Source organism: Streptosporangium vulgare, from assembly GCF_042428775.1.
In the GTDB taxonomy this organism is placed as follows: Bacteria; Actinomycetota; Actinomycetes; order Streptosporangiales; family Streptosporangiaceae; genus Streptosporangium; species Streptosporangium vulgare.
This window is the reverse complement of sequence record NZ_JBHMBS010000010.1, coordinates 268,883-294,979: the sequence shown is the minus strand read 5'-3', so window position 1 is coordinate 294,979 and position 26,097 is coordinate 268,883. Positions and strand designations below refer to the sequence as shown.

The window sequence follows — 26,097 nt, the reverse complement described above, 5'->3', positions numbered from 1 at the left end:
TGATGCTTCAGCGCGACTACACCACGTCGCAGCTCGACGTCCTCGAGGCAGAGGCTGTTCACATCATGCGCGAGGTCGCGGCGGAGTTCGAGCGCCCCTGTCTGCTCTTCTCGGGGGGCAAGGACTCCATCGTCATGCTCCGTATCGCGGAGAAGGCGTTCTGGCCGGCGCCGATTCCCTTCCCTCTGATGCACGTCGACACCGGGCACAACTTCACCGAGGTGATCGAGTTCCGCGACCGCCGCGCAGGGGAGCTGGGCGCCCGCCTGGTCGTCGCGAGCGTCCAGGACTCCATCGACGCCGGGCGCGTCACCGAGGAGACCGGCCGCAGGGCGTCGCGCAACCGGCTGCAGACCACGACGCTGCTGGACGCGATCGAGGAGAACGAGTACGACGCGGTGTTCGGCGGCGCCCGCCGCGACGAGGAGAAGGCCCGCGCCAAGGAGCGCGTGTTCTCCTTCCGCGACGAGTTCGGCCAGTGGGACCCCAAGAACCAGCGCCCCGAGCTGTGGAACCTCTACAACGCCAGGATCCGCAAGGGCGAGCACATCCGGGTGTTCCCGCTGTCCAACTGGACCGAGCTCGACATCTGGGACTACATCCGGCGCGAGGGGATCGAGATTCCGTCGATCTACTTCGCCCACACCCGCAAGGTGTTCGAGCGCGACGGCATGCTGCTCGCCGACAGCGAGTTCATCACCCGTGACGACGACGAGTCACTGCTGGACATGACGGTCCGCTACCGGACGGTCGGCGACGTGACCTGCACCGGCGCCGTCCAGTCGAGTGCCGCGACGGTCGAGGCGATCATCGAGGAGATCGCGGTGACCCGGATCACCGAGCGCGGCGCCACCCGCGCCGACGACCGCGCCTCGGAGGCCTCCATGGAGGACCGCAAGCGGGAGGGATACTTCTAGTGAGCGTCCGTCTCCCCGGCTCCCCGTGCCACCCGGCCCCGCGCGAGCCCCTTCCCACGCGGTCCCGCCGCGCACGCCGTACGACCTCTGGAGAGCAGCGCTGATGGACATCCTTCGCTTCGCCACGGCGGGAAGTGTCGACGACGGAAAGTCGACGCTCATCGGGCGGCTGCTCTTCGACTCCAAGGCGATCTTCGAGGACCAGCTGGAGGCCGTCGAGCGCACCTCCCGCGACCGCGGCACCGAGTACACCGACCTGTCGCTCCTCACCGACGGCCTGCGGGCCGAGCGGGAGCAGGGCATCACGATCGACGTGGCCTACCGCTACTTCGCCACTCCAAAACGCAAGTTCATCATCGCCGACACCCCCGGCCACATCCAGTACACCCGCAACATGGTCACCGGCGCCTCCACCGCCGACCTGGCGATCGTCCTGATCGACGCCCGCAAGGGGGTGCTGGAGCAGTCGCGGCGGCACGCGTTCCTCACCACGCTGCTGCGGGTGCCGCACCTGGTGCTCGCCGTCAACAAGATGGACCTGGTCGACTACTCCCAGGAGCGGTTCGAGGAGATCCGCGAGGAGTTCACCGCGTTCGCCTCCAAGCTGAACGCGCCGGACCTCACGTTCATCCCGATGTCGGCGCTGCACGGCGACAACGTGGTGTCCCGCTCGGAGAACACGCCCTGGTACAACGGGTCCTCCCTGCTCCACCACCTGGAACACGTGCACATCGCCTCCGACCGCAACCTGGTCGACGTGCGCTTTCCCGTGCAGTACGTCATCCGCCCGCAGCGGGCCACCGATCCCTCCCTGCACGACTACCGCGGCTACGCGGGCCAGGTCGCCGGAGGGGTGCTGAAGCCGGGTGACGAGGTCGTGCACCTCCCGTCGGGCCTGGCCACGCGCATCGCGTCGATCGACACCTTCGACGGGCCGGTCGACGAGGCGTTCCCGCCGATGTCGGTCACCCTGCGGCTGGAGGACGACATCGACATCTCGCGCGGCGACATGATCTGCCGCCCGAACAACCAGCCGCAGGTCTCCCAGGAACTGGAGGCGATGATCTGCTGGATGGCGGACGCCACCAAGCTGGCCCCGCGCACCAAGCTGACCATCAAGCACACCACCCGCACGGCCCGCGCCCTGGTCAAGGACCTGCACTACCGGCTGGACGTCAACACCCTGCACCGCGACGAGACGGCCCAGTCGCTCAGCCTCAACGAGATCGGGCGGGTCTCGCTCCGCGTCACCCAGCCCCTGTTCGTGGACGACTACGCCCGCAACCGCCTCACCGGCGGGTTCATTCTGGTGGACGAGTCCACCAACAACACGGTCGGCGCCGGGATGATCGTCGACGCCCGGTAGGCACGCCCTGCCTGACCGCCCGCGGCCGTCGTGGCCCTCCTCTCACGTGAGAGACAGGGCCACGACGGCCGCGGGCGGTCGCCGTTTCCGGCGCCTCTCTGTTCAGGAGACGGGCGGCGTTACACCCGCTGGGTAGATCCTTTGTCCGTTCTCTGACTCCTCCGTTACGCTCCGCGCTAGCCTCGGCACGTTCCGTATCCGTCGGGTAAGGATTCGTGCCTGTGTCTGATAGTCCGTCACCTGCTCGGGTGGTATTTCTGGGCGGCCTCGGCCGCAGCGGGACCACGCTGCTGGAGCGCCTGCTGGGGGAGGTCCCCGGCATCGCGCCGCTCGGCGAGGTCGTCCACCTCTGGGCCAGGAGCGTGCTCGCGGACGAGTCCTGCGGTTGCGGCGAGCCCTTCGGGGCGTGCCCCTTCTGGGAGAAGGTCGGCGAGCGCGCGTTCGGCGGCTGGTCCGACGGCCTGGCCCACCGGATGATCGCGCTCAGGTCCCGTGTCGACCGCACCCGGCGCATCCCGACCCTGGCCAGGCTGCTGGCCGAGGAGCGGGCGGGCACCGGCAGGTGGCCGACGCCCGGCACCGCCGAGCTGGACGAGTACGCCGCGGTCTACCGTGACCTGTACAACGCGGCGGGCGAGGTCGCCGACTGCCCGGTCGTGATCGACTCCAGCAAGCACGCCTCGCTCGCCTTCTGCCTCGCGGCGGCCGGGGTCGACGTCCAGGTCGTCCACGTGGTCCGCGACCCCCGCGCCGTCGCGCACTCCTGGCGCAGGAGGGTCGCGCGCCCCGAGGACGGGCGCCCGATGACCCACTGGTCGCCCTCCCGCACCTCGCTGCACTGGCTGAGCGAGAACCTCGGCCTCGAACTCCTCGCCCGCAGGGGCGTCCCGGTCACCCGGATCCGTTACGAGGACCTGCTCGACGCCCCCGCCGACACGCTGAGGCGCGTGGTCGCCAGGATCGGCCTCCCGTGCCGCCTCGACTTCCTCTCGGGCGGCTGGGCGGAGCTCTCGACGGCGCACACGGCCTCGGGCAACCCCGTGCGCTTCACGATCGGCCGTACGGAGCTGACCAGGGACGACAGCTGGCGCGCCGTCGCGTCGTCCCGGCAGTCGCGCCTGGTCACCGCGCTGACCTGGCCCCTCATGATCAAGTATGGCTATCACAGGAGACTCGCGTGAACGCATCGGTGGGTGTCGTCATCCCCACCCGGGGACACCGGCCCGACCAGCTGCGCGCGGCCATGCTCGCCGTGCTCGGCCAGGACCACCCCGGCCCCGTCGAGGTCGTCGTCGTCGTGGACGGAGGTGATCCGGCCTGGGTCGCCGATCAGGTGGCCGACCTCCTGGCCAGCCGGGCACTCGCGCCCGGCCTGCGCGACGCTCCCTCACGCGGCGTGCGGGTGATGGCCAACCGGCTCACCCCGGGTCTGCCCGGTGCCCGCAACACCGGCATCGCGGCGCTCGGTACCGACATGGTCGCCTTCTGCGACGACGACGACCAGTGGCTGCCCGGCAAGGTCAGGGCCCAGGTCGCCGCCCTGGAGGCGGAGCCGGACGCGCGCTTCTGCAGCTGTGCCATCGAGGTCGAGTACGGATCGCGCCGCATCCCCCGGCTGGCCGGGACCAGCCGCGTCACCTACCGCCACCTGGTGCGCTCGCGGATGGTGATGGTGCACTCCTCGACCTTCCTGTTCCGGCGCGGCGGGCTCTGGGCGGACGAGAGCGCCCCCAAGGGCCAGAACGAGGACTGGGACCTGGCGCTGCGCGCCGCCGCCCAGCACCCCATCGTGCACGTCGACCGGCCTCTGGTCCGGGTGCGCTGGGGCGGCTCCTCGTACGTGGCCCGTTGGGCCGACCGGATCGCCGGGCTGCAGTGGATGCTCGCCCGGCACCCTGATCTGGCCGTGGATCCGCGCGGCGCGGCGCGGGTCTACGGTCAGCTCGCCTTCCACCACGCGGCCCTCGGCCAGCGGCGGGAGGCGGGCCGCTGGGCCTGGCGGGCGTTCACCGCCCGCCACGGTGAGCCCCGCGCGCCCATCGCGCTCGCGGTGGCGGCGGGCCTGGTCTCCGCGAGGACCATGCTCAGCGTCCTGAACCACCGAGGGCACGGCATCTGATGGCGCCCATCACCGAGCAGCCTCGGGTGACCCTCCGCCACGGTGCCTGGATCGTGCCGTCCACGCCGGACCGGGCCGTCGAGCGCCCGCAGGCACTCGCGCCCTACGGCCCGCCGGTCGCCTCGCTCCTGACGGGACACGCCGTCAAGCGCCCGCCGGTGTCCCCCCGCCACGGTCTGGTGCTCGCCCCGTCCGCGGCGGGGCAGGCCGTCGAGCGCCCGCACACGACCGTTCGCCACGGCCTGCCGGTCGTTCCGCTCCCACCGGGGCGGGCCGCCGAGCCCCCGCAGGTGGTCACGCGCCGCGATTCGCCGGTCATGTCGTCCCCGGTGACGCGGCCCGTGGCCCCGGCCGCCCGTGACGTCGCGGCGCCGATCCGGCCTCTCACCGACCACCGGTCCGCGACCACCGGTCACGATCCGGTGCCCGGCCTGCCCGCCGTCGCAGGGCGGGCCGGAACGCCGGTCGCCAGGCGGGGGGCGACCTCGGGCGTCCCCCGCCGCAGGCCCCGGCCCGACAAGGCCACCCGCAGGCGCCTGCGCAGGCGCGTGCACGTGGCGGGGGTCGCGATCGACCCGATGACCGAGAGCGAGGTCGTCGACCACGTGGTCGCCGCCCTGAAACGCGGAGAGGGCGGCCACCTCGTCACCCCGAACGTCGACATCAGCCGGACCGTCGCCCGAGACCCCCGGGCCCGCCGGTTCGTCGAGCGCGCCGACCTCGCGGTGGCGGACGGCATGCCGCTGGTGTGGGCGGCGAGACTGCTCGGCACCCCCCTCCCGGGCAGGGTCACCGGCGCGGACCTGATCTGGTCCCTGTCGGAGGCCGCCGCCTTCTACCGCCATCCCGTGTACCTGCTGGGCGGCCCCCCTGGCACGGCCGCGCGGGCGGCCCGCGAGCTGGTGAATCGCCATCCGAAGCTGGTGATCGCCGGGGTCGGCGCCCCGCCGTACGGGTTCGAGGACGATCCCGAGAGTTACGCCCGGGTGCGCGACGATGTGATCGCCGCCGCTCCCCGGCTGGTCTTCGTCGGGCTCGGCTTCCCCCGGCAGGAGCGGCTCATCACCTCGCTCCGCCGGGACCTGCCGGGCACCTGGTTCGTCGGCTGCGGTTCGGCGATCGCCTTCGCCGCGGGCACCGTCCGGCGGGCGCCGGCGTGGATGCGCCGCGGCGGCCTGGAGTGGGTCTTCCGGCTGACGCGGGAGCCGGGCAGGCTCGCCCGCCGTTACCTGGTCGACGACCTGCCGTACGCGCTCCGGCTCCTCACGGTCTCCCTCGTACGCGGTCTCTTCTCCTGAGGCCGTCGAGGCCGTGAAGGCGGTGAAGGTGCCGGCACCCGGCCCTTCGCCGCACTTCGTGATCGGCCGTCAGCGTTTCGCGGAGGCCAGTTCCCGCACCCGGAGGGCCTCCTCGGGGCTCAGCCGGGCACCGGCCTCGGCGAGGGCGCGGCGCGAGTCCATTGGCCGGTAGGCCGTGCGGGACAGGCCGCTCCAGGCGAAGCCACCGGAGCCGGTGCCCGAGGTGACCGTGCCTTGGGTGACCGTGCCCGAAGTGGCCGTGTCTGGAGCGGCCGTGCCCGGAACGGACGTGCACGCGCGGCGGACGCGCTCCTCCGCGCGGGCCGACCAGGTCAGGCCGGCCCACTCGTACAGGCGGCGAAAGCCCGCCAGGGGGTAGCGGGCCAGGTCCTCGTAGCGGGCCAGCATGATTCCCGGGTGCCGGTCGGCCAGGTCGGCGGCGGTGATCCCGGCCGCCCGCCACAGGGCCACGGCCTTGGCGACGCGGTCCTGGGAGCCGATCAGCGGGCGCAACGCCTCCAGGTGGGGCTGGTCCCGCACCAGCAGCGGCTGTTCGAGCAGCTCGTGGAAGTAGACCGTCCAGCCGAGCCGCTGCCAGCTGCCGACGAACGCCACCGGATCGCGCAGCAGAATGATCACCCGGCAGCCCAGCCGGTCGGCGAACCATCCGGCGGAGAACAGCGCGAACGGGTCGTCCAGCAGCGCCCGGCGCCCGCCCAGCCGCCCCAGCGTGAACGCGGTGCCGTAGCGGACCATCCTCGCCAGGTCGTACGGTGACCGGTTGCGGCGCAGCTCGGCCCAGAACCCGTAGCGCAGCGCGACCGTCCGGGCGAAGGCGGGCAGCCACGCCCGCTCGTTGTCGGGGCAGATGTACTGGAAGCGGTGGCCGACCACGGCGTCGAGGACGCCCGGGGAGCGGCCCGGCGGGTGTTCGGGGTTGAGCGGCTCGTTGACGTAGACCAGCTCCCCGCTCGCCGCGAGCATCCTGCCCGTCCAGCTCGTCCCGGTCCTGGGCAGCCCGGTGACCAGCACGGGCGTCACGGCCCGCACCGCCCGTCCAGGGCCCCGGCACGGCCGGACGGCGTGTGGTCGTGGCGCCCGGCACGGCCGGACGGCGTGTGGTCGTGGCGCCCGGGACGGTCAGGCCGCGTGTGGTCGTGGCGTCCGGGCTGGCCTGGGCGTGCGGGCGCGGTGGTCGCCGGGAGTTCGGGGCGGCCGGGTCGCGTGGTCACGGTGCCCGCCGGAGGTTCAGGGCGGCCAGGCTGTGCGTGCCGAAGGGCCGCAGGCCGTACAGGCGGTGGATGCGCCAGAGCGGCAGCAGGTTCTTGACCACCGTGCCGCCCGCCCAGCCGAGGGCGGCCCCGAGCGAGCCCGCCGAGGGGATCAGCAGCAGGTCCAGCGTGACCGCCGTCGCGACGGCGGCGACCAGGTTGGCCAGGCTGGAGCCGGTGTGCCCGGCGGAGGTGAGCACCACGTCGGCCATCCCGCACGCCGTGGCGAGCATCATCGTGGCGGCCAGTACGAACGCCACCGGCGCGCCGCCGGTGTAGCCGTCCCCGAAGACGGCGCCGAGCAGCCAGGGCGCGAGCGCGGCGTACCCCAGCCAGATCGGCCAGGTCAGCAGGACCAGCCAGAGGGTGGCCGACTGGTACAGCTCCCGGGCGCGCGGCAGGTCGCCCCCGGCGAGGGCCCGCACCAGTCTCGGCTGCGTGGCCTGCGCCAGTCCCTGACCGGCCAGCTGGCCCACGATCTTGAAGCGGGTGGCGGCGGTGTAGACGGCCGCCTCGGCGGGCCCGGCCAGCAGCGCCACGATCACGACGTCCAGCCGCTGGAACACCGCCTGGATCCCGGCCGCCAGCGACCGGGGCCAGGTGTGGCGCCACAGGTCACGCGCGGTGCCCGGCATGCGGGGGGAGCGGGGCAGCCGCCGGCGCAACCAGATCGAGGCCAGCAGCAGCACCGGCAGGTACGGCAGCGCCCACGCCGCGGCGAGCAGCGGCACCGAGTCGCGGCCCGCGAGCACCACCGCCCCGACCAGGAGCGACTGGGCCACCGGCTGGAGCACCCCGTCCAGCAGCACGGTCGGCCGCATCGAGCCGAACCCGCGGGTCGCGCTCACCACGACGCCCGAGCACGCCACCGCGGGCAGCGCCACCGCCAGCACCCGCAGCACCGGGTCGGAGGTGGTGAGGACGACCGCCGCGCCGGCCGCCAGCGAGAGCGCGGCGACCGGGACGAGCGCGGCGCGGACGTAGCCGGAGGTGTGACGGTGGTCGAGGGACCGGGACCTGGCGATGAAGTGGACGAGCCCGTTCCCGGCGTCCAGCCGCAGGACCGCGGCGACCGCGAGGCACAGGGCGGTCCCCGAGAAGAAGAGGCCGGCCGTCTCCTGCCCCACCCCCCTGGTGACCACCACGGCCGTCAGGAACTGCGCGGCGGCCCCCGCTCCCGCTCCCGCCAGCCCCGCCACCCCGCCCCGCGCGGCCCCCGTCAAGCCCGACAGGGTCGCCAGGGTCGCCAGGCGGGTGGTGGTCAGCGACGCCACGACGGCTCCGCGCCCAGCCAAGAGGTCAGCAGGGTGTCCTGCTCCGCGAAGTAGGCCGTCAACTCGCGGCGGAGTTTGCGGGACATGGGGCCCGGCCTGGTCCGGGTGTTGTGCCGCTCGAACACCGGGTCGCCGAGGTGCGGCAGCCCGAGGAACGCCAGCACGCGGTCGTAGACGAGATCGGGCTCGGCGAAGAACCGGCCGCTGTCGAGGACGAGCAGCCGGTCGCGGCCGACCAGCGGTTCGAGGCGGGCGAGCTGCTCGGCGTAACGGCCCCTGGCGAGGTAGGCGTGGTGGCGGTGGGCCAGGTTCGTCGAGTGCGGCGAGGCGATCAGGGCCTCCTCGGCCCCGGCCAGCCGCTCCTCCTCCAGCCGCACGGCCCTGGCGAAGGACCGTTCCGTCTCGAAGCCCCTGGCCAGCTCGTGCGCGTGCGCGGAGAAGGCCCGCTCGACGGGGTCGCGGACCAGCACGATGAGCCTGGCGCCCGGCAGGTCGCGGGCGATCCTGGGACCGGCCAGCGGGTGGAACAGGTAGTAGGGCGACGACTCGAACGCCTGGGGGCGGCTGCCGTACCTGCGGGCGAGCCGGGAGGCCGACATCCGCAGCGGGAAGTGCGCGCGGTACCAGGACAGGCCCCGGTCGTACGCGGTGTCGAAGTAGTGGACGCCCTTGCGCAGGACGGGCTTCATGACGAGCGGGTGCTGGGACAGGACGCGGTACAGGGAGGTGGTGCCGCAGCGCTGCGCGCCGATGACGAGGAAGGAGGGCAGCACCCGGCTTCCCGAGGTGAGGCGGCCTATCACCCCCGACGCCGCGTGGACCGAACGCTTCAGCGCGGGCTTCACAACAGGATCTCCAGGGAGTCGGCGAGAGGGGTGAGCCAGAGCTCCGGCGGGCCGAGGGGCGTGTGGCCGTCGGCCGCGTGGCGGTCGGCGAGGGCGATCAGGTAGTGGAGCGCGGTCAGCCGGGCCTCGGCGGCCGACAGCCCGAACGGGGCGAGGATCCGCAGGGACCGCGCCACGCACGCCTTGGCCGCGGTGGCCGGATCGTCACGGCGCAGGGCTCGCTGGAAGAAGTGGTGGACGGCGTCGAAGCCCAGCGGGACCCCGGTGCCGAACCGCTCCCAGTCCCAGACCAGCAGCCGCCCGTCGGGGCCGCGCGAGATGTTCCACGGCGTCAGGTCCCCGTGCCAGGAGAACCCCTGCCCTCCTGGGCCCCGGCTCGCGTCTCCGGGGAGCGGGTCCACTGAGGGCGGGCCTCCAAGGGCCTGCCCGGTACGGGCGGGGTCTCCGGGGGTCTGCCAGGTACGGGCGTCTGAGGGGGCCTGCCCGGTGCGAACAGGAGTTTCGGGAAGCGGATCTCCCGGAGCCGGGTGTCCCCGGGCCGGGTCGCCGAGCGGAGCGCGCTCCGGGGCACGGCCCCCGGGAATGCGGGCGATCTCGGCGATCGCGTCGGTGAGGACGGCTCCGGGTATCCGTCCCCGCCGTACCGGAAGCGGGGTCAGCGCCAGCACGGACAGGCCGCGCCAGGACCCGTGGTGCAGCACGGCGGGCGGGACGACGGTCTTCAGCGGCACACCGGCGAGCAGGCCGAGCGTGCGCGCCTCGTGGGCGACGAGCTCCCGGGTCAGGTCGGTGTCGCCGATCTTCACGAAGGCGATCGGCCCGTCGGCGGCGCGCGCCTCCAGGATCGGCTTGCGGTTGGCCCGCCGGGCGGGCCGCACGCGCAGCGTGACGCGGACCGGAGTGCCGAACACCTCGCTCAGGTGGCTCTCGATGCCGTCCCGGCCCGAGGGCACGGTGACCCGCCCGCCGGGGTGCCACCACGCGCGGGGGACCAGCCTGCGGGGGAGCAGGCGGTGCGGGAGCAGGGTGTACGGGCTCGGGTCGCCGGGGCCGGGGAACAGCAGGTCGAGGGTCTCGTCCAGGTAGCGCAGGCGGGCGCGGGCGTCGTTCATGCGGCCGTGCTCGCCATCGAGTTCCTCCAGAGCAGCGCGAACGAGACGAGGTACAGGCTGAGCGGGGTGACCAGCCCGTCGTAGACGAACATGTAGAGGAGGGTGAGGATCATCACGAGGACCCCCGCCAGGCCGATCGGGCTCCGGTCACGCCAGTGGCGGCGGACGGCCCCCGCGAAGAACGCCACGTAGAGGGCGGCCCCCGTGAAACCCTGCGTGATCATCAGGTGCCAGAGCTGGCCGTCCCCGCCCAGCGGAGGGTGGCCGCAGGTGGGGCACCACCCGCTCTTGCCGGTGGTGATCGTCCGGTGGTTGCCCGTGGCGTTGCGGGTGTTGCCGTACCCGACGAGCGGCGCGGTGCCCGTCGCGGCGAGGGTCGCCGAGACGGTGAAGGCGCGGATGTCGTTGCTGTGCGGGCTGTCGAGCCGCTGGGCCACCATCGCCTGCAGCGGGCTGAGGGCGAACGCCAGCGCCCCCGCGGTCAGGACCGCGCACGTCGCGACGCGGGCCCGCGTGCCCAGGCGCAGCAGGACGTACGCGGCGGCGACACCGAGCCCGATCCACAGGCCGCGGTTGAGCGAGTAGACGACGGGGATCGCGGCCAGCGCGACCAGCGGGATCACCGCCAGGCGCCTGCGCGGCCCGCCGTACACCCACCAGCCGACCACGAACCAGATGAGCAGCACCGAGAGGTTGCCGCCCCAGGCGTTCGCCCACTCGAACGGCGCCTCGGGGCGCGGCGAGGCGTGGCCGAGGACCCTCTGCACCTGGGCGGCGGTGGGGTGGATGAGGTTGTGGACGAAGGGATTGCCGCTGATCCAGCCGGGGAGGAGCATCTCGACCGGCGAGGTGAACTCGGCGCGCGGGGCGAACACGCCCAGCAGGCCGCCCGCGACGGTCGTGAGGAACAGCGCGCCGAGCATCCGCACCAGGGTGAGCTGCGGCAGCTCCTCCCGCGTCAGGTTGCCCAGATAGAGCACCATGATCAACAGTGCGACGTAGAGGCACAGGCGCATCAGGTAGCCGATCAGCCGTCCGGCGCCGAACTCGCCGTAGGTGCCGGGCGGCATCTCGCCGAGCATGAGCGCGCTGATCAGGTAACCCGCGAGGAGCAGCAGCCAGAGGCCGAAGCCGCGCGGTGCCCTGATCGGCCGTCTCCGCCACAGGACCAGCGCCATCGCCGGAGCCACCACGATCACCGACAGGCCCCCGAAGCCGAGCGCCCACCAGACCGGGTATCCCACCAGGAGCGCGGCGATCGGCCAGACGGCCGGACGCGGACCCCTCACGACCTGCGCCCCCTCCGCCCGACCGCCGCCTGCCCGCCGACTGGAACGTTCCCGTACGTGCTGGGCGCGAGCAGCGCCTCCGACGCTCCAGCCGATCCGCCCGCCCCGCTCGCTCCGTCCGCCCCGCTCACTCCGCGTGCTCCGTGCGCCCCGCGTGGCCCGTCGCCACCCGTGCTGCTCGCGCCATTCGTCCTGCTCATCCCGCTGATTCCACCCATCCCGTGCGTTCCCGGCCGGGCGGATGCCTCCGGGCTCTCGCCGGGGGACTCGGGGGCGGCCGTACCGCTCGCCGTGCCGCCGGCCAGGCCGGCGAGTGGCCGCCCGCCTCTCCTCGGCAGGCTCTCGGGGTCTCGTGCCCCGCCGGACCGCGGCGCGGGCGAGACACGCGGGGCCGGTGAGACGTGGGGAGCCTGCGAGGAGTGCGGGGCCTGCGGGACGTGGGGAACCTGCGGTGTCTGCGAGACACGCGGGACCCGCGGAACCCGCGTGGAGGCGGCGGAGGCGCCAGGGGGAGCGGAGGGGAACGACGGCACCGAAGGCATCGACGGCACCGATGGGACCGACGGGATCTCGTCTCCGACGACGAACGCGCCGACCACGGGGACCCCGCGTTCGTTCAGGGCCCGTACGGCGTCCTTCACCTCGCGTGAGGAGGTGCCGGGGACGGAGACCACGAGCACCGCGCCCGCCAGGTCGGGCGTCTCCCCGCCGTTGACGGCGTCGAGGCCGGTCAGGCGCCTGACGTCGGCGGCGGTCCGCAGGGCGGTGTCGAGGCGGTCGCGGAGCCAGGCGGCCCCGACGCCGCAGAGCAGCCCCGCCATGAGGCCGCTGCCCAGATAGAGGGGCGGGCGGGGGGTGGTGGGCTCGGCCGGTGCCACCGGCTGGCTGATCACGGAGCCGGGGGTGACGGCGACGGTCTTGACGGCGTCGTATCTGGCGGTGAGGCTCTGGACCTGGCGGGCGAGGACGCTCTGCCGCTGGAGGGCGAGGGCCCGCTCGGTGGTCCCCCTGCCGAGGCCGGGAAGCTCGGTGGCGAGCTTGGTGAGACCCGCGTTGGCCTGTCTCAGCTTGAGCAGCACGACCTTGAGCTGGGCCGTGAGCATCTGGGTGGCGGACTCGCGGCGCTGGGCCAGGTAGGCGAGGGCGTACGCGCCCGCGCCCGAGGCCGCGGCCTTCGGATCGGCGGCGGCGCAGGAGATCTCCAGAACCGAGGTGTTGGGCGGCACCGAGACCTCCGCGGCACAGGGGAGGCCGCCGAACAGCCGGCGGGCCTTCGCCGCGACCACCGCGGAGCGGGCCACCTGGGCCTCGGTGTCGAGGTTGAGCGGTTCGCGCTGGCGGGCGGTGACCTGGTTGGTCTGCTCCTGCGAGCCGGTCGCGGTCACCAGGACCTGCCCGGAGGCGGTGTAGGAGGCCGGGGTGAGCCACAGCAGGGCGAGGCCGCAACCGGCTCCGGCGAGGAACAGGGAGAGGACGATCGGCCATCGGCGGCGGAGAAGCGACGCGTAGTCCGCCAGATCCTCGCCTCCACGGCGGACGGGAGCGTCCGGTGACGGGCTCATGTGTCGCGTATGCCTCTCCGGCGAACAGGCGCTGGGAACCCTAGGAACTATAGGTCGGGTTTCCATTTCCCCGAACCAATACACAAGATTTTCTTCGCGTTGCTCCCGCTAATCACGGGGAGATAACGGTCATTTATCCGACATTTCCTGTCGTTCGCTCCGGGGCTACGGCACGGACCGGCAAAGTCCTGGACGAGGCGCGTCCGGGCGATGGGAAGGTGTTCCCCCGTGATGGTCGAGGGCCGTCCACGAAATGTGTACGCGCGACAGTTGTGAGGAACCGGTGCATCGGAAAAATGACACTATGGACGTAATTCCGCGTGTGGTCAGAATCGCCGGTTCCGGCCTCGTGCTGGCGCTGGGGCTGGGCACCCTCGCACTGGTGATCGTGGGGCTGAGCGGGGGCGGCCGGATCTCGAACGCCGCGGGCGCCGGGAAAACCCCCGAGGCACTGGGGGTCACAGGCGCGCCGGACCCGTCCGCCGGGCCGTCCCGGGCGGCCTGCGAGGTCAGCGCCAGGCTCGTCCCCTCCTGCGGGGCCTGGTGGGGCATCGCGCCGGAGATCTTCACGGGGAGGCCCCCCGGGCGGGCCCTGGAGAGGGCGGAGAAGCGTATGGGCCGACCGGCCGACATCATGCACGTCTACCACCGGGGCGACGAGCTCTTCCCGACCCCCGCGGAGCGCGCCATCGCCCGCGACCCGGACGGCCGCAGGCTCCTGCTGGTCAACTGGAAGCCGTCCCTCGACCACACCTGGGAGCAGATCGCCCGCGGGGCGCTGGACGCGCGGATCGACCGGCTGGCCGCCCACATCGTGCACACCTTCCCCGAGAAGTTCTTCCTCACGATCCACCACGAGCCGGAGAACGACGTGCGGGAGGCCCGCGGCAGGGGGATGACGGCGGCCGACTACGCCGCCATGTTCCGGCACGTGGTGACGCGCCTGCGGCACGGGGGCGTGACCAACGCGGTGACGGTGATGACCTACATGGGCGCGCCCAACTGGGCGTCCGAGCCCTGGTTCGAGAAGCTCTATCCCGGTGACGACGTGGTCGACTGGGTGGCGATGGACCCCTACGTCGACCACAGGGTCCACAGCTTCGACGGGCTGGTCAACAAGACCCGTCCCGAGTTCCCCCGGTGGTCCGGGTTCTACCGGTGGATGCGGGACCGCTTCCCGGACAAGCCCGTCATGCTCGCCGAGTGGGGCGTCTTCGAGCGGCACGACAGGCCCGGGTTCAAGGAGTCGTTCTTCGCCTCGGTACGCCGGGAGATCGGCGAGTATCCGCAGATCAAGGCCCTGATCTACTTCGACTCGCCGCGCGCCCCCCGGGGCGACACCCGGTTCGACACCACGCCCGGCGGCCGGAGGGCCTTCGGCGAGCTCGCCCGCGACGCGCGCCTCAACGCCGCCGTCCCCGCCGGGTGACCCCCGCCGCACCACCGGCCACGATCACGGCCACGATCACGGCTCACGGCTCACGATCACCGGGCCTCACCGCGGGCGCGAATGGGCCGCCGGACCCAGGTCCTCGGGCTCAGACCGTCGGATCCAAGCTCCTCGGACCCGGGCGGCGGAATCCGGGTCCCCGGCCCCGGCCCGTCGGGCTCAGGTCCTCGTATCCGGACCGCCGGACCCGGGCCGTTCTGACCCGGGTCAGCGGATCCAGCCCCCCTGGATCAGCGGGTCGAGCACCTGGTGCACCGCCCGGTCCACGCTGATGCCGGTGGTGTCGATCTCCAGGTCGGCGTCGTCCGGCTCCTCGTACGGGTCGGAGATGCCGGTGAACTCGGGGATGAGCCCCGCGCGGGCCTTGGCGTAGAGCCCCTTGCGGTCGCGGCGCTCGCACTCCTCCAGGGGGGTGGACACGTGGACCAGCAGGAAGTCGGCCCCGACGGCCTCGACCATCTCCCGTACCTCCTCGCGGGTGGCCGCGTAGGGCGCGATGGGCGCGCAGATCGCCAGCCCGCCGTGCCTGGCGGCCTCGGCGGCGACGAAGCCGATGCGGCGGATGTTGAGGTCGCGGTCCTCCTTGGAGAAGGTCAGCCCCGCCGAGAGCAGGTGGCGGACCACGTCGCCGTCGAGGTAGGTCACCGTGCGGCTGCCGCGCTCCAGCAGCGCGTCGCGCAGCCCCCGGGCGACGGTCGACTTGCCGGAGCCGGACAGGCCGGTGAAGAAGACCACCAGCCCCCGCCGGTGCGGGGGGCCGGGGAGCGTCACGGGCTCGGGGCCCGCCAGGTGCTCGGTCGCGCCGTAGGCCTCGGCCACGCGCTCGCGCAGCTCCAGGTCGATGGCGGGCTCCCTGGGCGCCAGCGGCACCACCGCCACGAGCGTGCCCTCGGGCAGCCCGTCGCGGGCCTTGAGCGCGGCGCGGACCACCGCGGGGCCGCCCTCGCCGTACGCCAGGGGGAGCAGCAGGATCGACGCCTCCAGCTCCTGCGCGGTCGCGATGATCTCGCCGAGGTCGCCCAGCGGCCCGCGCATGGTGACGGCCAGGACCGACTCACGCCCGCCCAGCTCCTCGCGGACCTGCGCCGGGGTGCGGCGCAGCCGGGCGAACGGCCCGTGCTCGGGGGCGTCCAGGGGCTCGACGGGACCGGCGACGAAGCCGTTCTCGCGCCCGGTCACGGTCAGCACGGCCAGCGCCGCGCCCTCGGGGTCGCGCAGGGTGATCCGGTCGCCGGGGGCGGCGGGGTGGTCGTCCGGCAGGGTGAGGGTGACCGGCGCGGGCCACGGCGTGCCGTCGGCGAGCGTGCCGCGCTCGTCGACGGTGTGCGCGTCCGCCGAGCTCAGGAAGCCAGTCAGCGGTCTGAAGGCGCCGGAGAGCAGCAGCTCGAGGTCGGCCAGCTCGCGGGCGTCGGGGGTCCACTCGAAAGGCGCCGTCATCTGCTCCACCATCGTGATCGTCGGAGGTTCCTGCCGCGCCCGCTCACGATGGGCCCCTGTCCGGCGAGCCTGGGATCCACCGGTGCGGTGAATCCCGGGTGCTCCGGTCCGGTGGATCTCAGATCAACCGGGCGAAGTGGCTCTGGGGCTTGCGGATCACCATGGTTATCTCGTCGTGAGACGCGGGCCGGCTTCCCCTGGAGAGGGCCTCCACCACCGAGCAGGCGGCGCGGGCAAGCTTACCGAGAGGTCCGCGGAGCGCGGACCCGCTGCTGGCGGAGATGTCCTCGGTCACCATCAGCCCGCGCACCAGGCAGAAGGAGTGCATCCCCTCGCGCGAGGCGATCTGCTCGTAGACGGCGGGCAGCGGGCCCACGGTCCCGGCGGGGGCGAACCTGCGCCACACCGCCCGCCGCAGCCTCGACGGCGCCAGCCGGTCGCACGCCCCGTACGCCGAGGCCCGGTCGCGCATCCTGACCAGCAGCAGCCCGCCGGGGCGCAGCCCGGTGAGCAGCCGGTCGAGCACCAGCTCGGCGTGCTCGATCCGCTCCAGCAGGAACGACACGTAGACGATGTCGAACGCCCGCGGGGGCACCGGCACCGAGCGCAGGTCGCCCAGCGCCCATGAGTCCAGGTCCTTGCGGGCGGACGTGCTCGTGCGCAACACGGGCAGGTCCTCGTCGATCCCGATGACCCTGGACTCCGTCTCCGCCAGATCAAGCGGTTCAGGCCATCCGCACCCGGCGATCAGGATGTCGAGCCGCCGGCCGAGCTGGCTGCTCCACTGCTCTCTGATCCGCTGACTCAACAAGTCGTCTCGATCGACGACCGACCTCACCTCTGACATGTAACCAAGAGTAGTCAACTCAGCACGATTCGTCGCGCATTTACCACTCTTTGCGAGAGCGGGCGCCTGGGCAAGTAGCCTTGAGCAGGTACCCCCCGTGTCTTCCCGGCCCGGGGTTGTCGTGTTGCCGTCGTGGGGCTGTGGGCGAATCTGATGAGTCTTTCCGGACTTCTGGACCTTGTCGCCGGGGAGCCTGAGCTGGCTTCCCTTCTTCAGGACGTGCGCGGGGGCGACTCGTCCGACGTGTCGCTGGTCGCGCCGCCGGCGCTGCGCCCCTTCGCGGTGGCCGCGCTGGCCAGGGAGGGGGCCAAGGGGGCGGCCAGGACCGTTCTCGCGGTGACCGCCACCGGGCGCGAGGCCGAGGATCTCGCCTCGGCCCTCACCAGCCTCCTGGACGAGAGCACCGTCGCGGTCTTCCCCGCCTGGGAGACGCTCCCGCACGAGCGCCTGTCGCCGCGCAGCGACACCGTGGGCCAGCGGCTGGCGGTGCTGCGCAGGCTGGCGCACCCGGTCGAGGGCGACCACTCGGCGGGGCCGCTGCACGTGGTCGTCGCGCCGATCAGGGCGCTGCTCCAGCCGATCGTCCGGGGGCTGGGCGACCTGCGGCCGGTGCGGCTGCGCGCCGGGGACGACGCCGATCTCGACACGGTCGTCCACAGCCTCGTGGAGAACGGCTACCACCGGGTCGACATGGTGGAGAAGCGCGGTGAGGTCGCGGTCAGGGGTGGCCTGCTCGACGTCTTCCCGCCCACGGAGGAGCACCCGCTCCGGCTGGAGTTCTGGGGCGACACCGTCGAGGAGATCCGCTGGTTCAAGGTCGCCGACCAGCGTTCGCTGGAGGTGGCCGGGGACGGGCTGTTCGCCGCCCCCTGCCGGGAGCTGCTGCTGACCGCCGACGTCAGGGAGCGGGCGGGGGAGCTCGCCGAGGCGCACCCCTCGCTGGCCGAGATCCTGGAGCAGCTGGCCGAGGGCGTGCCGATGGAGGGCATGGAGGCGTTCGCGCCGGTGCTCGCCGGGGAGATGGACCTGCTCATCGACCACCTGCCGGGACAGGCGGCGATCTTCGTGTGCGACCCGGAGCGCATCCGGGGGCGCGCCGACGAGCTGGTGCGGACCAGCCAGGAGTTCCTGGAGGCGTCCTGGATCAACGCGGCCTCCGGCGGCGAGGCGCCGATCGACCTGGGGGCGGCGGCGTTCCGCGACCTGGAGGAGGTCCGCGACCACGCGCGGCGGCTCGGCCAGCCCTGGTGGTCGCTCGCGCCGTTCGGCGCCGGCACCGACGACGTCGCCCCGGGCGGCGGGCAGGCACTGAGGGCGCGCGAGGTGGAGTCCTACCGGGGCGACACCCAGCGGGCGCTGGCCGACATCAAGGGCTGGCTCGACTCCGACCGGGTCGTCGTCCTGCTGAGCGAGGGCCACGGCCCCGCCGAGCGCATGGTCGAGCTGCTCAAGGGCGTCGACCTGCCCGCGCGCCTGGAGCCGGGCCTCGACACCGTGCCCGACAAGAAGGTCGTCCACGTCACCACGGGCCTGGTCGAGCACGGGTTCGTCACCCCGGCGCTCGCCGTGCTGACCCACCTGGACCTGGTCGGCCAGAAGGCGTCGACCAAGGACATGCGGCGGCTGCCCTCCCGGCGCCGCAACATGGTCGACCCGCTCCAGCTCAAGGTCGGCGACCACGTCGTGCACGAGCAGCACGGCGTGGGCCGCTACGTCGAGATGGTGCAGCGGACCGTGCAGGGCGCCACCCGCGAGTACCTGGTGATCGAGTACGCCAAGGGCGACCGGCTCTACGTGCCGACCGACCAGCTCGACGAGGTCACCCGCTACGTCGGCGGCGAGTCGCCCACCCTCAACCGGATGGGCGGCGCCGACTGGGCCAAGGCCAAGACCAAGGCCAAGAAGGCGGTCAAGGAGATCGCCGGAGAGCTGATCCGCCTGTACTCCGCCAGGATGGCCTCGCCGGGACACGCCTTCGCGCCCGACAGCCCCTGGCAGCGGGAGATGGAGGACGCCTTCCCGTACGCCGAGACGGGCGACCAGCTGGAGGCCATCGACGAGGTCAAGCGCGACATGGAGCGCCCGATCCCGATGGACCGGCTGATCTGCGGCGACGTGGGCTACGGCAAGACGGAGATCGCGGTGCGGGCGGCGTTCAAGGCGGTGCAGGACGGCAAGCAGGTGGCCGTCCTGGTGCCGACCACGCTGCTGGTGCAGCAGCACATGTCGACCTTCGCCGAGCGTTTCTCCGGGTTCCCGCTGAACGTGAGGCCGCTGTCGCGGTTCCAGAGCGACGGCGAGGTCAAGGCGACCATGGAGGGCCTGCGGGAGGGCTCGGTCGACATCGTGATCGGCACGCACCGGCTCTTCTCGCCCGAGGTCAGGTTCAAGCAGCTCGGCCTGATCATCATCGACGAGGAGCAGCGGTTCGGCGTCGAGCACAAGGAGGCGATGAAGCACCTGCGCACCCAGGTCGACGTGCTGGCCATGTCTGCCACCCCGATCCCCCGCACCCTGGAGATGGGTCTCACCGGCATCAGGGAGATGTCCACGATCCTCACCCCGCCGGAGGAGCGGCACCCGATCCTCACCTTCGTCGGCCCGTACGACGAGAAGCAGATCGGCGCCGCGATCCGGCGCGAGCTGATGCGCGACGGCCAGGTGTTCTTCGTCCACAACCGCGTGGCCAGCATCAACAAGGTCTCGGCCATGCTGCGCGAGCTCGTGCCCGAGGCGAGGATCGCCGTCGCGCACGGCCAGATGCAGGAGCACCAGCTGGAGAAGATCATGGTGGGCTTCTGGGAGCGCGACTTCGACGTGCTCGTCTGCACCACGATCGTCGAGTCCGGCCTGGACGTTCCCAACGCCAACACCCTGATCGTCGACCGGGCCGACAACTACGGCCTGTCGCAGCTCCACCAGCTGCGCGGCCGGGTCGGCCGGGGCCGCGAGCGCGGCTACGCCTACTTCCTGTACCCGCCGGAGAAGCCGCTCACCGAGACCGCCCACGAGCGCCTCGCCACCATCTCCCAGCACACCGAGATGGGCGCGGGCATGTACGTCGCGATGAAGGACCTGGAGATCCGCGGCGCGGGCAACATCCTGGGCGCCGAGCAGTCGGGCTTCATCGCGGGCGTCGGCTTCGACCTGTACGTCCGCATGATGGCCGAGGCCGTGCAGGAGCAGAAGGCCAAGCTGGCGGGCACCTACCAGGAGGACGAGCGGCCCGACGTCAAGGTCGAGCTGCCGATCAACGCCCACATCCCGCACGACTACGTCACCTCCGAGCGGCTGCGGCTGGAGGCGTACAAGCGGATCGCCGCGATCGGCTCCGACTCCGACATCGGTGCGGTGCGCGACGAGCTCGTCGACCGGTACGGACGGCCGCCCCAGCAGGTGGAGAACCTGCTGGAGGTCGCCCGCTTCCGCATCCGCGCCCGCCGCGCCGGGCTCACCGACGTCACCCTGCAGGGGCAGAACATCAAGTTCGCTCCGGTGGACCTGAAGGACTCCCAGCAGGTCAGGTTGCAAAGGCTCTACCCGAAGGCGCTGCTGAAGCAGGCGGCCGGTACGTTGCTGGTGCCGGTGCCCAAGACCAGGCCCCTCGGCGGCCAGCCGCTGCGCGACCTGGATCTGCTCAAGTGGTGCGGTGATCTCGTCGAGGCGATGTTCCTCGAAACGGTGCGGGTAGAGTAAGCGGCGTTTGTCGTGAAGGGAACGCATGTGAAGTCGACTCGAATCCGCGTCATCCTGGCGGTCGCCGCCGCCGGTGTCGCGCTGACCGCCTGCACTCCGAACCAGGCCGGCGCCGCCGCCGTCGTGGGCGGGGAGCGCATCAGCTCCGGTGAGCTGGACAGGAACGTGCGCGAGTACGAGGCGGCGCTGGCCAAGGCCAAGGTCACCCCCGCGGACCTCAAGTTCCAGGACAGCGTCCCGCAGCTCGTGCTCTTCCAGATGGCCAACGCCAAGCAGTTCGCGAAGGTCGCGGAGAGCAAGGGCATCACGATCACCGAGGGCGAGATCGACCAGCTGGTCGCCGGCCAGGGTGGCCAGGAGAAGCTGGAGCAGCAGCTGCTCCAGAACGCCGTGGCCCCCTCGCAGATGCGCCCCTTCATCCGGGCGCAGCTGCTGTTCAGCAAGCTCATCGCCAAGTACGGCGGCGGCACGGACGAGGCCGCCCTGCAGCGCGGCCAGGAGCAGGCGATCAAGGACCTGCAGGCCGTGCCGATCACCTGGAACCCCCGGTACGGCACGCCGAACAAGCAGCGGAGCGAGCAGCAGCCCAGCGTCTTCGTCGACGCCGGCCGTTTCGGCGCCCCCGCCGCCCCCGGCCCCGCCGACGCGCCGCCCGCGCCGCCGCAGCAGTAGCCTCCGGGCATGCCGCTGATCGTCGTCACCACCTCGCCCCGGGTCGCCCCGGGGCTGCTCAGCCGTCACGCGTGGCGGGTCCTCGAGGAGGGCCCGGTACGCACCGGGTCCGCGGACCACCCGCACCTGCCCTACCTGGCGGAGGCCGGGGTCGACGTCGAGGTGGTCGTCCCCGACCCGGCCGCGCTGGTCCGCGAGGCCGGGGCGGCGACCGTCGTGTGGCTGGAGGCCGACGAGGCGCTGATGCGCTCCATCGGCTACGCCGCCGTGGCGCTCGACGACCCGCCGGTGATCGAGGTCGTGCCGGGCTCGTACGACCTGCCGGGCGCGCGGCTGCTCGACCTGGTCGCGGTGATGGACCGTCTCCGGGTCGAATGCCCCTGGGACGCCCGCCAGACCCACGAGTCCCTCGCCCCGTACCTCATCGAGGAGGCCTACGAGGTGCTGGAGACCATCGAGGAGGGCGACCACGCCGCGCTGCGCGAGGAGCTGGGCGACCTGCTCCTGCAGGTGGCCTTCCACGCGCGGGTCGCGAGCGACCGGCCCGACGGGTTCGACGTCGACGACGTGGCCGAGGGGATCGTCGCCAAGCTCGTCCGCCGCCACCCGCACGTCTTCGCCGACACCCGGGTGGAGGGCGCGGGCGAGGTCAGCGCCAACTGGGAGACCATCAAGGCCGCCGAGCGCGCGGCCAAGAACGGCGGCGACCCGGGCTCGGCCGTCGACGGCGTACCGATGGGCCAGCCCGCCCTCTCCCTCGCCGCCCAGCTCCTGCGCCGCGCCGAGCGTGCCGGAGCCCCCGCGACCCTCCCCGAGGGTGTTCCCGCCGACAGCCTGGGAGCGAGGCTCTTCGAGCTCGTACGGCAGGCGGGGGAGGCCGGGCTCGACCCGGAGGCCGAGCTGCGCGCGGTGGCCCGCGCCTACCGCGACCAGGTCCGCGCCCAGCCGCTCTGAGGCCGTGCCGAGGCGCTCTGAGGCCGCTCGAAGGGCGCTCCGGGGCGCTCCGAGGGGCGGGGTCCGAGGGAGTGCCGAGCCGCTCCGAGGGCGTGCCGAGGCGGCGCCAAGGCCCCTCCGAAGCCAGCTTCGAAGCCCGGTTCGGGGCTGGAGCCGCCGGCCCGGCGGCTCCGAGGTGAGGCCAGGCGCCCCTCCGATCCGGGGCGGCCCACCGCCGGGTCACCTCCCGGACCCCTTCCGGACCTTTTATGAACATCATCCGGAAACGTCCCTGCTGCCGTACCGGTAAGTAGGTCTCGGTAGGCTTCTGAGGCAAACTGTCCTGCGACTTTAGGAGCGCTTCGTGGCTTCCATCGAGGGCGTCACCGCCCGAGAGATCCTTGACTCCCGGGGCAACCCGACGGTCGAGGTCGACATCCTCCTGGACGACGGCAGCCAGGGGCGTGCCGCGGTTCCCAGCGGCGCGTCCACCGGCCAGTTCGAGGCCGTCGAGCTGCGTGACGGCGACGAGCGCTACGGCGGCAAGGGTGTCGAGAAGGCCGTTCTCGGTGTGACCGACGAGATCGCCGACGAGATCCTCGGGTTCGACGCCGCCGAGCAGCGCAGCATCGACCAGGTCATGATCGACCTGGACGGCACGCCCAACAAGGCCCGCCTGGGCGCCAACGCGATCCTGGGCGTCTCGCTCGCCGTGGCCAAGGCCGCCGCGGAGAGCGCCGAGCTGCCGCTCTTCCGCTACCTCGGCGGGCCGAACGCGCACGTGCTTCCGGTGCCGATGATGAACATCCTGAACGGCGGCGCGCACGCCGACAGCAACGTCGACATCCAGGAGTTCATGATCGCCCCGATCGGGGCGGAGACGTTCCGCGAGGCCGTGCGGATGGGCACCGAGGTCTACCACGCCCTCAAGTCCGTGCTGAAGGAGAAGGGCTACGCCACCGGCCTCGGCGACGAGGGAGGCTTCGCGCCGAGCCTGCCCTCCAACCGCGACGCGCTCGACCTGATCCTGGTCGCCATCGAGAAGGCCGGGTACGTCGCGGGAGAGGACATCGGGCTCGCCCTCGACGTGGCCGCCTCCGAGTTCCACTCGGACGGCGTCTACACCATCGACGGCAAGGGCCTGTCCGCCGCCGAGCTGATCGCCTTCTACGAGGACCTGGTCGCGAACTACCCGCTGGTCTCCATCGAGGACCCGCTGGACGAGAGCGACTGGGAGGGCTGGAACGCCATCACCCGCGCCCTGGGGGACAAGGTGCAGCTGGTCGGCGACGACCTGTTCGTGACGAACCCGGAGCGCCTGGGCCGCGGCATCGCCGAGGGCACCGCCAACGCGCTGCTGGTCAAGGTCAACCAGATCGGCACCCTGACCGAGACCCTCGACGCCGTGGACCTGGCCCACCGCAGTGGATACCGCTGCATGATGAGCCACCGTTCCGGCGAGACCGAGGACACCACGATCGCCGACCTCGCCGTGGCCACCAACTGCGGCCAGATCAAGACCGGCGCCCCGGCCCGTTCCGACCGGGTGGCCAAGTACAACCAGTTGCTCCGCATCGAGGAGCTTCTGGACGACGCGGCCCGCTACGCGGGTCGCGCCGCCTTCCCGCGCTTCCGGCGGTAGTTTCGTCTGACGGCCCGCGCCCGCTCCGGGCGCGGGCCGCACCACCGACCTCACCGTCGGCCGCACCGCGGACGAGTGCCGATCCCCCCGCTCCGACCCCGATGAGGGGACCGGCGCGCGGGGACCGGTGCGGAGCGGCCGGCACCGGGGACCGGCCTCGGCGGAGATCGGCCCCGGAGGCCGGTGCCGGAGATCGATACCGGATCGACGCGGGGAGATCGGTCCCCGCCGGTGTCGCGTCCACCGTACGGGGCACGGCGGACGACGCCACGAGAGCGTGGAGACGGAGGAGGGCGCATGGCGGCACGGCCGCAGCTGACCGGACGGGCCGCGGTGCTCGCGATCGTGGTGTGCGCGATCGCGATGAGCCTCGCCTACCCCATCAGGGAGTACGTCGCCCAGCGCCGCCAGATCGCCCAGCTGGAGCAGGAGAAGGCCAGGGAGATCGCCGCGATCAAGGCCCTGGACGACCGCGCCAAGCAGCTTCTGGACCCCGGGTTCATCAAGCGGCAGGGCAGGGAGCGCCTTTTCTACTGCGACCCCGGGCAGAAGTGCTACGTCGTGATGGGAGGCTCTCCCGCGCCGGGCAAGGGCACGGCCGGTGAGCGCAAGGCCGTCGCCAGGCCGCCGTGGTACGAGACGCTGTGGGACTCGGTCAAGGCCGCCGACAGCGGCAGGGGGCAGAAGGCGGCCAAGGCCGCCGGGTGACGCCGATACCCTGGGTGTCGTCTTTCAGGGGGTGTCACGAATGGTTGATGACCGCGACGTGGCGGCGGTGGAGCGACAGCTCGGCCGGACGCCGCGAGGACTGCGCGCGGTGGCGCACCGCTGCCCGTGCGGGCTTCCCGACGTCGTCGAGACCGCCCCGAGGCTGCCCGACGGGTCGCCCTTCCCGACCCTGTTCTACCTCACCTGCCCCAGGGCCGCCTCCGCCATCGGCACGCTGGAGACCTCGGGGCTGATGCGGGACATGCAGGCCAGGCTCGCCGACGACCCGAAGCTGGCCGAGGCGTACCAGGCCGCCCACGACGACTACGTGGCGCGCCGTGACAGGGCGGCCGCCGAGGACGGCCTGGAGCCGCTGCCCCGCGACATGCAGAGCACCGGGGGCATGCCCACCCGGGTGAAGTGCCTGCACGCCCTCGTCGGGCACGAGCTGGCCGTTCCGGGCAGCAACCCCTTCGGCCGCGAGGCCCTCGACGCGCTCGGCGACTGGTGGTCCGCCGGGCCGTGCGTCGCCGACGCCGCGGCACCGTGTGTCCAAGCCGCGGCACCGGCCACGACATCAGCCACGACACCGACCACGAAGGAGACCGAGTGATCCGCGTCGCCGCGATCGACTGTGGCACCAACTCCGTCCGCCTGCTCGTCGCCGACATCGGCAGGGACAGGCTGATCGACCTGGAGCGCCGGATGGAGATCGTCCGGCTGGGCCAGGGGGTCGACCAGACCGGCAGGCTGGCGCCCGAGGCCCTGGAGCGCACGTTCGCCGCCATGCGCGGCTACGCCGGGCTCATCGACCGGCACGGGGCCTCCTCGGTCCGCGTGGTCGCCACCAGCGCGACGAGAGACGCCGCCAACCGGCAGGACTTCGTGGACGGCGTGCGCGACATCTTCGGGGTGGAGCCCGAAGTGATCACCGGTGCGGAGGAGGCGGAGCTGTCGTTCGCCGGGGCCACCCGCGATCTGGTGCGGTTCTCTGAGGAGACGGGCCTGCCCGCCCCCGACGGCACCCGCCCGCCGTACCTCGTGGTCGACATCGGCGGCGGCTCGACCGAGTTCGTGCTCGGCTCGACGCACGTGGAGGCCGCGCTGTCGGTCGACATCGGGTGTGTCCGGCTGACCGAGCGCCACCTGCGCGACGCGGGTGACCCTCCGTCACCGGAGGCGATCGAGGCGGTGACCGCCGACATCGACGACGCTCTCGACCGGGTCGCGGCCGAGGTGCCCGTGGAGCGGGCGATGACGATGGTCGGGCTCGCCGGATCCGTCACCACCGTCGCCGGAATAGCGCTCGACCTGCCGGAATACGATCCGCAGAAAATCCACCACTCGCGAATTGCCGCAGGTCAGGTGCATGACATCGCCGAGCGCTTGCTTGGAATGACTGTTGAACGGCGGGCGGCGATTCCCCTCATGCACCCCGGAAGGGTCGACGTGATCGGGGCGGGCGCGCTCATCCTGGACCGGATAGTGACCCGGTACGGTTTCGGCGAGGTGGTCGCGAGTGAGCACGACATCCTCGACGGCATCGCGTGGTCACTCGCCGATTCATAACAAGACCTAGACAATTCGCCTGTTTAGGGAGTATTGAGGAAAGCTTCCCGTTTATGGTTAGGTAAAGAAGCTTTAGTGGGGCTTTGCCGT

21 protein-coding genes are annotated in these 26,097 nt (G+C 72.5%); 13 read left to right on the top strand and 8 right to left on the bottom strand.

The features are described from left to right. Positions 1 to 2: 2 nt before the first annotated feature. The 5 genes from cysD (at position 3) to ACFFRH_RS22640 (ending at position 5,700) form a co-directional block, all read left to right on the top strand. Positions 3 to 917: a sulfate adenylyltransferase subunit CysD gene (gene cysD, locus ACFFRH_RS22660; protein ID WP_344743837.1), complete on the top strand. Its 915-nt coding sequence runs from the start codon at positions 3 to 5 to the stop codon at positions 915 to 917. 103 nt (positions 918 to 1,020) lie between these two features. Continuing rightward, on the top strand, positions 1,021 to 2,283 hold the full coding sequence (gene cysN, locus ACFFRH_RS22655) for a sulfate adenylyltransferase subunit CysN (protein ID WP_344743838.1): 1,263 nt from the start codon (positions 1,021 to 1,023) through the stop codon (positions 2,281 to 2,283). Positions 2,284 to 2,531: 248 nt separating this feature from the next. Further along, on the top strand, positions 2,532 to 3,464 hold the full coding sequence (locus ACFFRH_RS22650) for a sulfotransferase (protein WP_386159338.1): 933 nt from the start codon (positions 2,532 to 2,534) through the stop codon (positions 3,462 to 3,464). Continuing rightward, positions 3,461 to 4,402, top strand: coding sequence for a glycosyltransferase family 2 protein (locus ACFFRH_RS22645; protein WP_344743841.1), 942 nt, complete (start codon positions 3,461 to 3,463; stop codon positions 4,400 to 4,402). Before ACFFRH_RS22650 ends, ACFFRH_RS22645 begins: the two co-directional genes overlap by 4 nt. Next, complete coding sequence (locus tag ACFFRH_RS22640) at positions 4,402 to 5,700, top strand: WecB/TagA/CpsF family glycosyltransferase (RefSeq protein ID WP_386159335.1); 1,299 nt, start codon at positions 4,402 to 4,404, stop codon at positions 5,698 to 5,700. Before ACFFRH_RS22645 ends, ACFFRH_RS22640 begins: the two co-directional genes overlap by 1 nt. 69 nt (positions 5,701 to 5,769) lie before the next feature. On the opposite strand, the gene ACFFRH_RS22635 is transcribed toward ACFFRH_RS22640, so the two are convergent. From ACFFRH_RS22635 to ACFFRH_RS22610, 6 genes are all read right to left on the bottom strand, one after another. Beyond that, positions 5,770 to 6,741 (bottom strand): sulfotransferase, encoded by a 972-nt coding sequence (locus tag ACFFRH_RS22635; protein ID WP_344743843.1) that lies wholly within the window; start codon positions 6,739 to 6,741, stop codon positions 5,770 to 5,772. A gap of 187 nt (positions 6,742 to 6,928) precedes the next feature. Further along, complete coding sequence (locus ACFFRH_RS22630) at positions 6,929 to 8,245, bottom strand: lipopolysaccharide biosynthesis protein (RefSeq protein ID WP_344743844.1); 1,317 nt, start codon at positions 8,243 to 8,245, stop codon at positions 6,929 to 6,931. Next, positions 8,233 to 9,090 carry a sulfotransferase family protein gene (locus ACFFRH_RS22625; protein ID WP_344743845.1) on the bottom strand — a complete coding sequence of 286 codons (858 nt, stop codon included), beginning with the start codon at positions 9,088 to 9,090 and terminating at the stop codon, positions 8,233 to 8,235. The genes ACFFRH_RS22630 and ACFFRH_RS22625 overlap by 13 nt, the downstream gene beginning before the upstream one ends. Further along, positions 9,087 to 10,202: a hypothetical protein gene (locus ACFFRH_RS22620; protein WP_386159330.1), complete on the bottom strand. Its 1,116-nt coding sequence runs from the start codon at positions 10,200 to 10,202 to the stop codon at positions 9,087 to 9,089. Before ACFFRH_RS22620 ends, ACFFRH_RS22625 begins: the two co-directional genes overlap by 4 nt. After that, positions 10,199 to 11,491: a hypothetical protein gene (locus ACFFRH_RS22615; RefSeq protein WP_344743852.1), complete on the bottom strand. Its 1,293-nt coding sequence runs from the start codon at positions 11,489 to 11,491 to the stop codon at positions 10,199 to 10,201. The genes ACFFRH_RS22620 and ACFFRH_RS22615 overlap by 4 nt, the downstream gene beginning before the upstream one ends. Beyond that, a complete protein-coding gene (locus ACFFRH_RS22610) occupies positions 11,488 to 13,053 on the bottom strand; it encodes a hypothetical protein (RefSeq protein ID WP_386159327.1) in 1,566 nt (521 codons plus the stop codon). The genes ACFFRH_RS22615 and ACFFRH_RS22610 overlap by 4 nt, the downstream gene beginning before the upstream one ends. A 322-nt stretch (positions 13,054 to 13,375) precedes the next feature. On the opposite strand from ACFFRH_RS22610, the gene ACFFRH_RS22605 reads away from it, so the two are divergent. Then, positions 13,376 to 14,482: a glycoside hydrolase family 26 protein gene (locus ACFFRH_RS22605; protein WP_386159324.1), complete on the top strand. Its 1,107-nt coding sequence runs from the start codon at positions 13,376 to 13,378 to the stop codon at positions 14,480 to 14,482. A 228-nt stretch (positions 14,483 to 14,710) separates the two neighbouring features. On the opposite strand, the gene cysC is transcribed toward ACFFRH_RS22605, so the two are convergent. Beyond that, on the bottom strand, positions 14,711 to 15,940 hold the full coding sequence (gene cysC, locus ACFFRH_RS22600) for an adenylyl-sulfate kinase (protein WP_386159321.1): 1,230 nt from the start codon (positions 15,938 to 15,940) through the stop codon (positions 14,711 to 14,713). A gap of 118 nt (positions 15,941 to 16,058) precedes the next feature. Next, positions 16,059 to 16,787, bottom strand: a complete 729-nt coding sequence (locus tag ACFFRH_RS22595) for a class I SAM-dependent methyltransferase (protein WP_386159318.1) — start codon at positions 16,785 to 16,787, stop codon at positions 16,059 to 16,061. Positions 16,788 to 16,940: 153 nt separating this feature from the next. Here ACFFRH_RS22595 and mfd point away from each other — a divergent pair, with 153 nt between their 5' ends. The 7 genes from mfd (at position 16,941) to ACFFRH_RS22560 (ending at position 26,007) form a co-directional block, all read left to right on the top strand. Beyond that, positions 16,941 to 20,483 (top strand): transcription-repair coupling factor, encoded by a 3,543-nt coding sequence (gene mfd / locus ACFFRH_RS22590; RefSeq protein ID WP_344749952.1) that lies wholly within the window; start codon positions 16,941 to 16,943, stop codon positions 20,481 to 20,483. Between the two features lie 27 nt (positions 20,484 to 20,510). Further along, positions 20,511 to 21,155 carry a SurA N-terminal domain-containing protein gene (locus ACFFRH_RS22585; RefSeq protein WP_386159314.1) on the top strand — a complete coding sequence of 215 codons (645 nt, stop codon included), beginning with the start codon at positions 20,511 to 20,513 and terminating at the stop codon, positions 21,153 to 21,155. Positions 21,156 to 21,164: 9 nt separating this feature from the next. Beyond that, the gene (locus tag ACFFRH_RS22580) at positions 21,165 to 22,109 is read left to right on the top strand and encodes a nucleoside triphosphate pyrophosphohydrolase (protein ID WP_344749951.1); all 945 of its coding nucleotides are present in this window, start codon (positions 21,165 to 21,167) and stop codon (positions 22,107 to 22,109) included. A 343-nt stretch (positions 22,110 to 22,452) separates the two neighbouring features. Next, entirely contained in the window at positions 22,453 to 23,730 is a 1,278-nt protein-coding gene (gene eno, locus ACFFRH_RS22575) for a phosphopyruvate hydratase (protein WP_350971782.1), read from the top strand. A 297-nt stretch (positions 23,731 to 24,027) separates the two neighbouring features. Further along, positions 24,028 to 24,438 carry an FtsB family cell division protein gene (locus tag ACFFRH_RS22570; RefSeq protein ID WP_344749950.1) on the top strand — a complete coding sequence of 137 codons (411 nt, stop codon included), beginning with the start codon at positions 24,028 to 24,030 and terminating at the stop codon, positions 24,436 to 24,438. A 40-nt stretch (positions 24,439 to 24,478) separates the two neighbouring features. Further along, positions 24,479 to 25,051, top strand: coding sequence for a DUF501 domain-containing protein (locus tag ACFFRH_RS22565; protein WP_344749949.1), 573 nt, complete (start codon positions 24,479 to 24,481; stop codon positions 25,049 to 25,051). Further along, complete coding sequence (locus ACFFRH_RS22560; protein WP_344749948.1) at positions 25,048 to 26,007, top strand: Ppx/GppA phosphatase family protein; 960 nt, start codon at positions 25,048 to 25,050, stop codon at positions 26,005 to 26,007. Before ACFFRH_RS22565 ends, ACFFRH_RS22560 begins: the two co-directional genes overlap by 4 nt. The last annotated feature ends 90 nt before the right edge of the window (positions 26,008 to 26,097 follow it).